The 12,900-nt window shown below is 64.2% G+C and carries 11 protein-coding genes; 6 read left to right on the top strand and 5 right to left on the bottom strand.

All coding sequences use genetic code 11. The features are described from left to right. Positions 1–40 precede the first annotated feature (40 nt). From AC6I1W_RS00600 to ahpC, 3 genes are all read right to left on the bottom strand, one after another. Positions 41–991, bottom strand: coding sequence for a LysR substrate-binding domain-containing protein (locus AC6I1W_RS00600; RefSeq protein ID WP_270236229.1), 951 nt, complete (start codon positions 989–991; stop codon positions 41–43). Between the two features lie 6 nt (positions 992–997). Continuing rightward, entirely contained in the window at positions 998–2,572 is a 1,575-nt protein-coding gene (gene ahpF, locus AC6I1W_RS00595) for an alkyl hydroperoxide reductase subunit F (RefSeq protein WP_063279332.1), read from the bottom strand. 97 nt (positions 2,573–2,669) lie between these two features. Beyond that, entirely contained in the window at positions 2,670–3,233 is a 564-nt protein-coding gene (ahpC, locus tag AC6I1W_RS00590) for an alkyl hydroperoxide reductase subunit C (protein ID WP_021107927.1), read from the bottom strand. Positions 3,234–3,369: 136 nt separating this feature from the next. On the opposite strand from ahpC, the gene AC6I1W_RS00585 reads away from it, so the two are divergent. Both AC6I1W_RS00585 and purQ read left to right on the top strand, forming a co-directional pair. Then, positions 3,370–4,659, top strand: a complete 1,290-nt coding sequence (locus AC6I1W_RS00585) for a phosphoribosylaminoimidazolesuccinocarboxamide synthase (RefSeq protein ID WP_270236231.1) — start codon at positions 3,370–3,372, stop codon at positions 4,657–4,659. Positions 4,660–4,661: 2 nt separating this feature from the next. After that, positions 4,662–5,336 carry a phosphoribosylformylglycinamidine synthase subunit PurQ gene (gene purQ / locus AC6I1W_RS00580; RefSeq protein ID WP_270236232.1) on the top strand — a complete coding sequence of 225 codons (675 nt, stop codon included), beginning with the start codon at positions 4,662–4,664 and terminating at the stop codon, positions 5,334–5,336. 99 nt (positions 5,337–5,435) lie between these two features. Here the strand turns inward: purQ and AC6I1W_RS00575 are convergent, their stop codons facing one another. Further along, positions 5,436–6,398 (bottom strand): N-acetylglucosamine kinase, encoded by a 963-nt coding sequence (locus tag AC6I1W_RS00575; protein WP_221268337.1) that lies wholly within the window; start codon positions 6,396–6,398, stop codon positions 5,436–5,438. A gap of 383 nt (positions 6,399–6,781) precedes the next feature. Between AC6I1W_RS00575 and AC6I1W_RS00570 the strand changes: the two genes are divergently transcribed. The 4 genes from AC6I1W_RS00570 (at position 6,782) to pepN (ending at position 11,438) form a co-directional block, all read left to right on the top strand. Continuing rightward, entirely contained in the window at positions 6,782–7,339 is a 558-nt protein-coding gene (locus tag AC6I1W_RS00570; RefSeq protein WP_171048623.1) for a cell wall hydrolase, read from the top strand. Between the two features lie 84 nt (positions 7,340–7,423). Continuing rightward, positions 7,424–8,137 carry a C39 family peptidase gene (locus AC6I1W_RS00565; RefSeq protein ID WP_065673510.1) on the top strand — a complete coding sequence of 238 codons (714 nt, stop codon included), beginning with the start codon at positions 7,424–7,426 and terminating at the stop codon, positions 8,135–8,137. A 180-nt stretch (positions 8,138–8,317) separates the two neighbouring features. Then, the gene (locus AC6I1W_RS00560) at positions 8,318–8,755 is read left to right on the top strand and encodes a hypothetical protein (protein WP_004809191.1); all 438 of its coding nucleotides are present in this window, start codon (positions 8,318–8,320) and stop codon (positions 8,753–8,755) included. 139 nt (positions 8,756–8,894) lie between these two features. Beyond that, positions 8,895–11,438, top strand: a complete 2,544-nt coding sequence (gene pepN / locus AC6I1W_RS00555; RefSeq protein WP_493536986.1) for an aminopeptidase N — start codon at positions 8,895–8,897, stop codon at positions 11,436–11,438. 33 nt (positions 11,439–11,471) lie between these two features. Here the strand turns inward: pepN and AC6I1W_RS00550 are convergent, their stop codons facing one another. Further along, on the bottom strand, positions 11,472–12,770 hold the full coding sequence (locus AC6I1W_RS00550; RefSeq protein ID WP_117189451.1) for an MFS transporter: 1,299 nt from the start codon (positions 12,768–12,770) through the stop codon (positions 11,472–11,474). Between the last annotated feature and the right edge of the window lie 130 nt (positions 12,771–12,900).

Below are 12,900 nucleotides of genomic sequence, written 5' to 3'. Positions count from 1 at the left end.
TGACGAGTGGCAGTGGGGGAGTGCGGTTGGGTTCGACCTCTCAGTTCCCCAGACCATGGGAGCAGAGCGTCGCCCCATCGACGCCCAGCGGCTCGACGATGTCGCCGGGGAGATTCCGAAGGATGCTGATCAAGGTCAGGACTGATGGACGTGTCATGCCTGCAGGCCTGCCACACGCCACGATGTCTCGGTGAGGTCGGGGTTGAGTGAACTCCCGGACGACGATGCGGGGGTCCTTCGGCTTGGGTGCCGACACCGCGCTGCGTGGCATTAACGTTCGTCCTGCCCCCACTGACACTAGCTCGCGGATGGTCGCGAGGGATCCTGCCGACAAGGCATTCGGTGGCATCGGGCCAGATGGGCTGCACACCTCGAGCACCTGGTCACGCAAACAGTGTCCCTCGGACATCAGGATGAGCCCATCGGTCGAGACGTCGTGGGGGTCAATCGGCCCCTTTTCGTGGGCCAGCTCGTCGTCAACCCCCGTCACCAGCAGGAACTCCTCCCGGAAGACCGGGATTGCCGTCAGGGTCTCGTCCTCGACCGGGGCAGCCACCACGGCGACGTCGAGATCCCCCTGATTGACGGCCTCCAGCAGCCTGGCAGTGCGTTTCTCCACCACATGGATGTTGACCCCCGGTTCGTACTGGTCGAACCGAGCGATGACGCGTGGCAGCAGGAACGGCCCCAGGGTGGGGAAGACCCCGACCTTGAGCTGGCGGGTCGTCCGCTCGGACTCCTCCAGGGCCAGGGTCCGGATGTCGTCAGCCAACACCAGCATTTCCCGGGCAGTCTGGGCGATACGCTCGCCCACTGGGGTGATCTCGATGCGTCGTCCCGCCCTGACGGCCAGCGGCACACCGAGCTCATTCTCGAGCCGGTGGATCTGGGTCGACAAGGTCGGTTGGCTGACGCCGCACGACGCCGCCGCCCGGCCGAAGTGGTGTTCTTCGGCCAGGGCGACGAGGTATCTCAGATCACGAAGGTTCACGCGGACTCAGTTCTGCGCGGGGTTCTGACGAATGAGGTGGTCGAAGGCCCCGAGAGCTGCCGTCGCGCCAGCACCCATCGAGATGATGATCTGCTTGTAGGGCTGGGTGGTGCAGTCACCGGCAGCGAAGACGCCGGGCACCGAGGTGCCACCGCGCTCGTCGATGACGACCTCTCCACGGCCAGTGCGCTCCACGGCGCCTTCCAGCCACTCGGTGTTGGGCAGCAGGCCGATCTGGACGAAGACGCCAGCCAGCTCGATGGTCTTGACCTCGCCGCTGGTGCGGTCCTCGTATTCCAGTCCCGTCACCTTGGAGCCGTCGCCCAGAATCTGAGTGGTGCGGGCCGATGTGATGACGTCGACGTTCGGCAGTGACTTGAGGGTGCGCAGCAGCACGTCGTCGGCCTTGAGAACGTCGAGGAACTCGACGACGGTGACGTGGTCGACGACGCCGGCCAGGTCGATCGCCGCCTCGATTCCGGAGTTTCCACCACCGATGACGGCGACCTTCTTGCCCTTGAACAGGGGGCCGTCGCAGTGTGGGCAGTAGGTGACACCCTTGGTGCGGTACTCCTCCTCACCGGGAACGCCGAGGTTGCGCCAGCGGGCACCAGTCGCGATGACGACCGAGCGGGCACGCAGGTCGCCGTCAGTCAGACGCACCGTCGTCATGCCGTCGGCAGTCTCCAGGGTGCTGGCGGTCTGACGCTCGATGACGTCGATGTCGTAGTCATTGACGTGGGCCCGCAGGGCGTCGGCCAGCTTCGGACCAGTGGTGTGAGGCACAGAGATGAGGTTGTCGATGGCCTCGGTGTCGAGTACCTGGCCGCCGACTCGAGACCCCACCATCGCCGTGCGAATACCCTTGCGGGCGGCGTAGACGGCAGCTGCGGCACCAGCAGGGCCAGCGCCAACGACGAGCACGTCGTACGGATCGCGCTCGGACAGGTTCTCCTTGGCTCCCTGAGCGGCGTTGGCGTCGAGACGTTCGAGGATCTCGGCCATGTCCATGCGGCCCGAGCCCCAGTCCTCGCCATCCAGGTAGATGGCCGGCACCGAGGCGATGCCCTTGGCCTCCACCTCGTCGGTGTGGGTGCCACCCTCGACGGCGGTGTGATGGATGTTCGGGTTGAGGACGGCCATCGCGTTGAGGGCCTGAACCACCGTCGGGCAGTTCTGGCAGGTCAGCGACATGTAGGTGACGAAGTGGTGCTCCCCCTTGACTGCCCGCACCGCGTCGATGAGGGACTGCTCCTCTTTGACCGGGTGGCCACCGACCTGGAGTAGGGCCAGCACCAAGGAGGTGAACTCGTGGCCCATCGGCAGACCGGCGAAGCGGATGTCGCTCTGGGAGCTTGGAGAGGTGATGGCGAAAGACGGGGTCCGCTCGTTGTCGACGGGGTCACCGACGCTCACCTTGTCCGACAGGGCAGCGATCTCGGCGAGCAACTCGTCCATCTGGGCCGACTTCGATGCCTTGGTGGCGTCGTCTCCCCGGTAGGGGGAGGGCACCAGGACGATGGGCTCACGCACCATCTCGAGGTAGGTCTTGAGCTGGGTGGTCAGGGCGTTGTCAAGCATGATTCTCCTGGGTGGGGAAGTAGGGGGATATGGACGTGCCGGCCCGGGGATCCGTCGCAGGGACGATCGCCCCTGCGGCAGGTGCTCGGGTCGGAGCTCAGATCTTGCCGACGAGGTCGATCGACGGGGCGAGGGTGTCAGCTCCCTCTTCCCACTTGGCGGGGCAGACCTCGCCTGGGTGGGTGTAGACGTACTGGGCGGCCTTGACCTTGCGGACCAGCTCGGTGGCGTTGCGGCCGATGCCCTCAGCGGTCAGCTCGTAGAACTGGATGACGCCGTCGGGATCGACGAGGAAGGTGGCGCGGTCGGCCTGCCCGGCTCCCTCGCGCTCGACGTCGAAGTTGCGGGTCAGCTGGAGGTTCGGGTCGCCGATCATCGTGTAGTTGACCTTGCCGACGGTGTCGGAGTCGGAGTGCCAGGCCTTGTGGACGAAGTGCGAGTCGGTGGACACCGAGAACACCTCGACGTCCATCGCCTGCAGCTCCTCGTAGTGGTCGGCGAGGTCACCCAGCTCGGTCGGGCAGACGAAGGTGAAGTCACCGGGGTAGAAGAAGAAGATGGCCCACTTGCCATTGATGTCGGCGTCGGAGACCTCAATGAAGTCCCCATTGCGAAAAGCGTTGGACTTGAAGGGGACGATCTTGGTGTTGATGAGACTCATGATGAGTCCTCTCTGGTCGACGAAGTGATAGTTCAACGCTATCACTGAAAGGCTCTCCATAGTCAATGCCTATGTTGGAGACGAATCAGGGCTCTCTCTGTGTCGTCAGGGCCCACAACCGTGGCATGATGCCCCCATGGTCACTCCGCACCTCGAACTCCCGTTGCTGGCTGAGGGCAAGGTCCGTCGCCTCTATCGCCTCCCCGATCAGCCGGGCCGCCTCCTCATGGTTGCCACTGACCGGATCAGCGCCTACGACCACGTCCTGACCCCGGGGGTTCCCGGGAAGGGAGCCATCCTGACGAACCTGTCGTTGTGGTGGTTCGACCAACTGGCCGGCATCGTCGACAACCATCTCGTCAGTCTGGATGTTCCCACTGAGGTCGCCGGACGAGCCATGATCGTCGAGGAACTGGAGATGTTCCCCGTTGAATGCGTGGTGCGTGGTTACCTGACGGGTTCCGGCTGGGCTGAATACCAGCGCAATCGCGCGGTGTGTGGAATCCGACTGCCTGAGGGGCTGCAAGATGGTTCCCGGCTCGAGGGGCCCATCTTCACCCCGGCGGCCAAGGCTCCTCAGGGTGAGCATGACGAGAACATCGACTACCTGCACCTGGTGAAACTCGTTGGTCCGGAGGTCGCCGCCCAACTGCACGACCTCTCGCTGCGGATCTACCAGCGAGCCGAGGAGATCGCCCGTGAGCGCGGCATCATCCTCGCCGACACCAAGTTCGAATTCGGCCGTCGCGCCGATGGCACCATCGTCCTCGCTGACGAGGTTCTCACCCCTGACTCCTCGCGGTTTTGGGACGCGGAGACCTGGCAGCCCGGTAAGGGTGCCGACTCTTTCGACAAGCAGTACGTGCGTGACTGGCTCACCAAGGAGTCGGGATGGGATCGGTCCAGCGATGAGGAGCCCCCGGCTCTGCCCGAGGAGGTCGTCGAGGCCACCAGCCGTCGCTATGAGGAGGCGTGGGCGCGTCTGACCGGCGGGCAGATGGCCCAGGACGATACCGTCGCCGTCTCGAATGCTGAACAGTCGTCTGATTCCGTGCTTCCGCCGGAAGGTGGTGTGGGGCCTGTCCAGGGTGCGATGTCGATTCCCGTCGTTGCTCCCGATGCCAGTGTTCCTGGCGCAGTCGATGTCCCCGACGAGCCGGATCCCCGTAGTGCCGATAAGATTGGTGGCATGTCACGTGTAGTGGTGGAGGTCATGCCCAAGCCCGAGATTCTCGATCCCCAGGGCAAGGCCATCACGTCGGTGCTCGCCCGGCTCGGCCATGACGGCCTGACGGTGCGCCAGGGCAAGCGTTTCGAAATCACCGGTGAGGGGCTGGAGGATCGTCTCGACGAGATCCGTCAGGTCGCCTCCGAGCTGCTGGCCAACACCGTCATCGAGTCCTTCGACGTGCGCGTGGAGGACTGACGATGACACGTATCGGAGTCGTCACCTTCCCCGGAACCCTTGACGACCAGGATGCCGCAAGGGCTGTTCGCCTGGCTGGGGCTGAGCCCGTGCCGCTGTGGTACGCCTCGACGGATCTGGCCGGGGTTGACGCCGTCGTCCTTCCGGGAGGGTTCTCCTACGGCGACTATCTGCGCTCGGGCGCCCTGGCTGCAGCCTCGCCGGTGATGTCCTCCATTCGTGAAGCGGTGGAAGCTGGTCTTCCTGTGCTCGGCATCTGCAACGGATTCCAGGTGCTCTGCGAGTCTCACCTGCTGCCTGGCACCCTGATGCGCAACGAGAAGCGGCGTTTCCACTGCTCAGTGCAGCAGCTTCAGGTCGCCAGCGTTGACACCGTGTGGACCTGCGCCTTCCGTCTCAGCCAGCGCATTCGCATCGCCGCCAAGCATGGCGAGGGCAACTATGTTGCCGACAATGCGACCTTGGCAGCTCTGGAGGCCAACAACCAGGTCGTCTTCCGCTACACCGACAACCCGAATGGTTCGGCTCACGACATCGCTGGCATCACCAATGAGGCGGGCAACGTCGTCGGTCTGATGCCTCACCCCGAGCACTCCGTCGAGGAGCTCACCGGGGCTGGCACCGACGGGCTGGAATTCTTCCGCTCCCTGCTGACCTTCTTGTCAGCCCAGCTGTAAGCGGGGTGTCCGGGTTTCCCGGATATGTGTGACGGGGTGGTCCTCATGAGGTCACCCCGTCGTCGTGTCGTCAGAACTGTGCAGTCCCGGACGCTGTCGTCACCGAGCGACGTGGATGCGCTGGCCGAGCGGGGAATCAGGGCTGACGGCCGTCAGGGCTGCGGCCCCGTCGAGGCCCTCTCCGAGGGGTTCGACGATGCGCGCTCCCGGCATGGCCACGGAGATCTTCTCGACGATCGCCGCATGGATGAGGCGGGACCTCATGACGCCTCCCAGCAGGCCGACGGCAGGGCTGTCCTCGTCGGTCAGATGGGTCTGACGTAGTCCCGTGATGGATGAGTGAGCCAACTCGTGGGCCGCGCGCACGCAGATGTCACGGGCGACGTGATCGCCCCCCTCCGCGGCGGCGGTCACCTTGGTGGAGTAGGCGGCAATGTGCGAGACCATGAGTGGGTCCGCGTGGAGTTCCAGGTAGGCGGCCTCGATGTCGTCGAAATCTCCGCCGATGGTCTCGCTGAGGACCGTCTGTTCGCCACGACCGTCGTGGGCGCGCATGACGGCGTCGAGGGCATGGCGGCCCAGCCAGAACGCCGATCCGGCATCGCCGATGACGTAACCCCAGCCGTCGACGCGGGCGACATCGTGGTGGCCGACGGCCAGCGTGATGACCCCGGTTCCCGCTGCCGTGACGACCCCCAGCTGGTCGCCCAGGGCGCCCAGGTAGGAGGTGATGGAGTCATGGGCCAGCAGCACCCGAGCGACGCCGTAGGGTTTGAGAGCTTCCAGGACGGGAGCGGGGTCTTCGTCGTCGCGGGCTCCCGACGACCCGATGGCCACCGTGCAGTCTGACCCGATGACCTCCGGGTGGGCTGTCACGACGTCAGCCATGACGGTCGCGAACTGCGGGGCGAGGGGGAGGGCAGTACGGACACCGGACGAGGTGACCATCCACCCTGGACCCCAAGGGCCCGGCTTGCAGCGGACACGGGTGCTGGACTGTCCGGCGTCCACGGCGAGGACGGGACCGGTGGGGGCGGAATCACTTCGCGCGGCATCACTCATGGGTTCAAGGGTATGGGGGAGAGCCGGCACCATGCCCATCGGGGGACTCGGACGACCACCTAGTTCGATCGAACAGAGTGAGATGCCCTTTCGGACAGGTATCGGTTCACTCACGGCGAACGGTTGATCCTCGGGCATGTCCTGATCCGTAGCCGTGTGAAGTTCTTTGTCTGAATTGTGCAATGTCTTTATGATCATGGCGACAAGGGAAATCTCATGGTGGCATTTCCCCAATTCCTCATGGGTCGTGATCATGGCTAGAAGTGCCTCTGGTAATGGAACTAGCCCTCAGGACAACAATGGTGTCATTCATTGATGGGGATCCGTTGACGATGAGACCGGCGACCGTAATGTGCTGATTGACGTCGACGAAAGGTGACGACATGTTCGGGAAAACAACGGCACGACTGGTCGGTTCGGCCGCGGCTCTCACTATGGCGCTGACGGGAGCCGGTGTGGCCGCCTCCACGGTGGCTCAGGCAGCACCTGCAGCCTCCACATCCAGCGTCCCGGCTGCAAGCCTGACCGCTGAGCAACGTCAGAATGCCTACACCATCATTCGTGTCGCTGAAGAATCCAATGCCATCGATCCTGCTGGCAAGGACAATGCCATTCACGCCGCGATCATGGCTGCCATGCAGGAGTCCAGCCTGCGCAATCTCAACTACGGTGACCGCGATTCCGTCGGTCTGTTCCAGCAGCGTCCGTCCACCGGCTGGGGGTCCGTCGAGCAGATCATGGACCCGGTCTTCGCTGCCCAGTCCTTCTACGGAATCAACTCCTTCGGAAGTAACCCTGGTGTCATTCAGCAGCCTGGCTGGCAGACCATGAACCCCGGTCAGCTGGCCCAGGCCGTGCAGCGTTCCGCATACCCTGACCGTTACGACAACTGGTACAACCTGTCCGTCGAACTTCTCAACGATTACCGCTCCGGCCGCTGAGGCCCCCTCGGTGACGACTGTTCGGCGGGGAGAATCCCGCCGAAAACCGCTCCTGTGACACATCACAAGTGAAGGGAAAATCTTATGATCTCCACGATCAATAGGCTACGGCGCGGTGCCGTGGTCGGTCTGGCGGTGCTCGCGGTCGGGGCTGGCCCTGCTGCGGTGACGGCCCAGGCTGGCTCGGAACCGGCCAATCAGCCTCAGGTGGCCAAGGTCGCTTCCGTCCAGGCCCAGGTATCTGCCGCTGATGTTGCCAACGGCCAGATTGCCGATGCCGCCGCGCACGGATTTCATACCGTCAATATCAACTTCGAGTACCAGGCCACCGGTTGGTGGTGTGGCCCGGCCTCGACCCGGATCGCGCTGTCAGCTCGTGGCGTCAATGTCAGTCAGCAGCAGATGGCCAACGAGCTCGGAACCACCGAGAACGGCACCAACGACATCTCGCTGGTGACGAGCGTGCTCAACAACCACCTCAATCCGCAGTGGTACGAGAACAAGTACATGCCCAATGATCCGCCGACCCAGGATCAGAAGGATCTGTTGTGGCACGACATCACGACGGACATCGACAAGGGCTACGCCATCGTTGCCAACATCGTCGCCCCAGCCAACAATCATCCGCCGGGCTATCCGGGTGGCACGATCTACCACTACCTGACGATTGTCGGTTACAACCCTGACACCCGGGAGGTGCTGGTTGCTGATCCGGCCGGATTTGCCGGTACGCCGACCTACAAACTGAGCTTCGATCAGATGGCCACGCTCATTCCTCCGAAGGGATACAGCGCCTGATACGACATCCCAGGCGTTCCACCTTCCGCGGCGATGTCACTCAGGCTCGAAGTCCTGGCTCGCAGCAACGAGGGCGTTGGGAAAACCAACGAGGTCGGCGGTTGACGAGGCGCTGGTACCGTAGGATACCTATTTGCCCGAGCGGCGTGCGGTTGCTCGGCGAGAACTGAGGGGGCGCCGATGAGGGGTCTTCGGTCCGGGGCCGTCATGACTGCGTGTGTGCTGTTCTGCTTCGGCTTGGCGGGTTGTAGCACGATCCAGTCTGAGACGGATGAGGATGTTGCTGGGCGAGCTGACTACGACCTGCCCGACGCGTTGCGCAAGGAGTTGGACTCGCATGGGCTCACCTCCCCGGCTGAACGTGCGGACGCCGCGCAGACATGGTTCAACGAGACCAACCCGCCGGATGTTAACGTCGTCGACTGGTGGGTTGTGCGTAGTCGTGAGGGGACCCGGTTTCGTGTCGACTTATACAGGCATATGGAGTCAGGCTCTCTGTTGCCACCTGACGGGGGCAAATCGGCATCCTCGGTCGCGTGTCGGGTGTACGACGTGGCCCATGGGGTGACGGTCCAGCAGGTCGATTGTCCAAAGGAATCGCTGGATGACCTACCCTGACACGGCTGCCCTTGCCCGCCGGCTCGTACCCGTCAACAGCGGACATGAGACACCCTGATCGGTTCGAGGTGCAGCTTCATCCAGAGGAACTGCTCGGTCTAGACGCCCATGGCACGCGCCACTGCCATACTCTGGTGGTGTGAGTACGAAGAATCTGACCCGCGAGGAAGCCCGCCGCCGCTCCGAGATCATCACTGTCGAGAGATACCACGTCCGCATCGACGTGCGTGGTGCTGACGCTGATGGGGCCACCCACTTCACCTCCAGCACCAGGGTGCGATTCTCGACCAAGGAGCCCGACACCTTCCTGGACTTGCTCGACGGCGAGATTGAGTCGGTCATCGTCAACGATGAGGAGGTCGAGCCGGAGTATGACGGCTCTCGTATCCAGCTTCACGGACTCCATACTCATCGTAAGAATCTCGTCGTCGTGACCGCCAAGCTGCCCTATCAACACACCGGCCAGGGTCTGCACCGCTTCGTTGACCCGGCTGACGGCAAGGTGTACCTCTACACCCACTTCGAGGCCGCTGATTCCCGACGTATGTACACGGTCTTCGAGCAGCCCGACCTCAAGGCCCACGTCGACTTCGATGTCCTCGCACCGCAGGGATGGCGCGTCATCTCCAACCAGGTCCATGAGGACACCCGCGAGGAGGAAGGCGGCATCCTGCACGACTTCGCCCTCACCCCGAGGATGTCGACCTACCTCACCGCCATCGCCGCTGGCCCGTACGTCCGATTCGAGGACGAATGGCACTCCCGCGACGGCTCGGAGTCCATCCCGCTGGGCATTCTCGCTCGCGCATCCTTGGCCGAGTACGTGGATCATGAGGAGATCTTCAAGATCACCAAGCAGGGCCTGGCCTTCTACCACGACGCCTTCGGCTACCCCTACCCGTGGGGCAAGTACGACCAGATCTTCGTGCCCGAGTACAACCTCGGCGCCATGGAGAATCCGGGCCTCGTGACCTTCACCGAGAACTACATCCACCGCGGCCCGGCCACTCGCTCCGAGCTTGCCGGTCGGACGAACACCATCCTCCACGAGATGGCTCACATGTGGTTCGGAGACCTCGTCACCCCCAAGTGGTGGGACGACCTGTGGCTCAAGGAGTCCTTCGCCGAGTACATGGGAGCCCATGCCTCGGTCAACGCCACCGAGTACCGCGAGGCCTGGACGAACTTCGCCGTCGGTCGCAAGGCCTGGGCCTACACCGCCGACCAGCAGTCGACGACGCACCCGATCGTCGCCGACATCGTCGATCTGGAGGCCGCCCGTCAGAACTTCGATGGCATCACCTACGCCAAGGGTGCGTCGGTGCTCAAGCAGCTCGTCGCCCACGTCGGCGTCGAGAAGTTCTTCAGCGCGGCACGCCACTACTTCCGCGAACTGGCCTTCTCCTCAGCCACTCTCGACGATCTCATCCGTCACCTCGAGAAGGCATGCGGTCGAGACCTGAGCTCCTGGGTGAATGCCTGGCTCAAGACCACCGGACCTGACGTCCTGCTGCCGGAACTCACCGTTCGTGACGGGGTCGTCCAGGAGCTCGCCGTGGTGCGTGACTCCATCGACGTGCGTACCGGCCGAGACGTCAATCGTCCGCACACCCTGCGCGTCGGCCTGTACTCCCTGCAGGGAAACGACTTGGTGCGCACTGACCTCGTTGATGTGACCGTGTCCTCGCCGCGTACTCCGGTGCGCGAGGCCGTCGGCAAGCCTGCCCCGGATCTCATCCTCATCAACGACGACGACCTCACCTACGCCAAGGTGCGTCTGGGGGCCACCGGGACGAAGACGGTGCTGGCCCACCTGTCCGGCCTGTCGAACCCGCTGGCCCGCGCGCTGGTCTGGTCGATGCTGTGGAATGCGGTTCGCGACGCCAAGCTCAAGGTTCAGGACTACCTCGACGCTGTCGCCTTGCACGGCCCCAAGGAGACTGAACCGGCCATCCTCACCACAGTGCTGCAGCAGCTGCGGATGGCGGTCGAGAACTACCTGCCTGATTCGGCTCGCGACAACGCGCGTCGAGCCGAGGCCGCTCGAGCATGGCAGGGACTTGACGAGTCCGAGCCCGGCAGCGACTTGCAGCGCATCTGGGCCCGCCACGCTCTGGCCCTGTCGACAGCCGACCCTGAGTCGGTCGATCGGGTTCGCGAACTCCTCGACGGCCACGTCACCGATCTTGCCGTCGATCCTGAATTGCGGTGGCAGGCCTGGACGGCCTTGGCCGCCCTGGGCCAGGCCAGCGTCGAGGACCTCGACGCCGAGCTGGAGCGTGATCGCACCAAGACCGGCGTCGCCCATCACATGGCCGCCATGACGGCCTGTCCCGACGATGCTGCCAAACAGGACGCCTACCGACGCCTGCGCACCCCCGGCGAGCTGTCCAACGAGCACTGCTTGGCACTCATCGACGGTCTGCGCACCCCGCTGGGAGCCGAGACCTTTGCGGGCCTCAACAGCTCCTACTTCGACGACCTGGAACAGATCTGGCAGGAGTTCCCGATCGAGATGGCCCAGCGCTTGGTGATCGGACTCTTCCCGGACGGTGACGTCGTCGAGGATGCCGATCATTGGTTGGCGCACCACCCCTCGGCCACGGGTGGCCTGACGCGGACGGTCAAGGAGCTTCGTGACGCGGCCTCTCGTGCGGAGACGGCCCGCGACTACAACAGCTGACGAGCCCCATCGCGCCTGACAGTGGCGGGTTGTTCAGCGGCGACGCTGCTTGACGACCCGCCACTGGCGTGCCAGTGCCTCCCGCCACGTCGGCACCGTCACGCCGTTGTCGATCATCATCCGGTACAGACGGCGCTGGTTGACCTCCAGGCCGATGAGACCGATGGCGAAGATGACGAGCTGGGTGGACATGGCCCAGCGGAAGCCACTGAGGGTGTAGTGCCCGCCGGGACATAGTACCTCCAGAAGCAGACCGATGATCTCGATCTCCAGCAGGCCGAAGAAGAATCCGCCCGTGATGGCCACACCGGTCGCGGTGGCCAGCCGGTTGCCGGGCTGGAAGGTGCGAGCCACGTCGAACCCAACGCCCCCACCGGGCAGTGAGATGCCCAGGCAGATGACGAGGACGTAGAGCATCCACAGCGGAGCGGGCCCTGGCCACACCAGGACGATCAGCCACGCCACCGTGGAGGCGGCGATCATAGCCTCGATGAGGGTGCCGCGACGAATGGGGTGCCGGCTGGTGAGGATGCCCGCCGTTGGTCCGGCGATGGCATTGGCGATGACGTACACCGTCATGAGGGTCGAGGCAGTGGCGGTTGATCGGCCTTCAGCATGAGTGAGGTAGGGCATTCCCCACATCAGCGAGAAGACGATGCCGGCGAAGTTCGACGACATGTGGGCCCAGAAGGCCAGCCTCGTCGAGGGATGCTTGACGACCTCGACAACCTGGTGGGGGAGTTGCTTGAGATTGGCGTCGGTGCGTTCCGGCTCGACTCCGGGCGGGGCGTCACGGATGAGAAGGACGGCCAGCACTGCGGCCAGTGCCGCCCCGGCCGCAGCGAGGAAGTAGCTCGAACGCCACCCGCTGGTCTCCACCATGGCCACCAGGCCGACGGCCGAGACAACCTGTCCGAACTGGCCCAACAGACCAGTGAGTTGAGTCATCAGCGGGATCTGACGAGTCGGGAACCAAGCAGGCACCAGACGCACCGCAGCACCGAAGATGAAGGCGTCGCCACATCCCACCAGGATGCGGGCGAGCATGGCACCTCCCACACTCCCTGCCAGGGCCATGACGACCTGGCCGACGGCCATGAGGACTGATCCAGCAGTGATGACGACTCTTGACCCCAACCGATCGACGGCCACACCGGCCGGAATCTGCAGAACGGCGTACACCGCGAGCTGGAGCACCATGAAAGTGGCGACGACGGACGCCGGGGCGTTGAAATGGTCTGCGGCCGTCAGCCCCATGACGCCCAGAGAGGTTCGCTGCATGACGGCAAACCCGTAGGCGATGACCGCGGTGATCCACACCACCCATGTCATGGCACCGCGGTGACGAGGGTTCGATGGGGCGGTACTCACGGGGCTCATGGTAAGACGTTGCGCCCTCCCCATGCGCTGAGTGAGCCGGCAATACGTGGTCGGGGCGGCAATGACGCCATCCAACGGCTAG

The sequence above is a fragment of the Cutibacterium sp. KB22876 genome (assembly GCF_059728865.1).
This window is presented reverse-complemented; position numbering and strand designations above follow the sequence as displayed.

Excerpts from the sequence above, each read along its gene's own strand:
- ahpF (WP_063279332.1), bottom strand. The coding sequence starts at position 2,572 with ATGCTTGACAACGCCCTGACCACCCAGCTCAAGACCTACCTCGAGATG.
- ahpC (WP_021107927.1), bottom strand. The coding sequence starts at position 3,233 with ATGAGTCTCATCAACACCAAGATCGTCCCCTTCAAGTCCAACGCTTTT.
- AC6I1W_RS00585 (WP_270236231.1), top strand. The coding sequence starts at position 3,370 with ATGGTCACTCCGCACCTCGAACTCCCGTTGCTGGCTGAGGGCAAGGTC.
- purQ (WP_270236232.1), top strand. The coding sequence starts at position 4,662 with ATGACACGTATCGGAGTCGTCACCTTCCCCGGAACCCTTGACGACCAG.
- AC6I1W_RS00575 (WP_221268337.1), bottom strand. The coding sequence starts at position 6,398 with ATGAGTGATGCCGCGCGAAGTGATTCCGCCCCCACCGGTCCCGTCCTC.
- AC6I1W_RS00570 (WP_171048623.1), top strand. The coding sequence starts at position 6,782 with ATGTTCGGGAAAACAACGGCACGACTGGTCGGTTCGGCCGCGGCTCTC.
- AC6I1W_RS00565 (WP_065673510.1), top strand. The coding sequence starts at position 7,424 with ATGATCTCCACGATCAATAGGCTACGGCGCGGTGCCGTGGTCGGTCTG.
- AC6I1W_RS00560 (WP_004809191.1), top strand. The coding sequence starts at position 8,318 with ATGAGGGGTCTTCGGTCCGGGGCCGTCATGACTGCGTGTGTGCTGTTC.
- AC6I1W_RS00550 (WP_117189451.1), bottom strand. The coding sequence starts at position 12,770 with ATGACATGGGTGGTGTGGATCACCGCGGTCATCGCCTACGGGTTTGCC.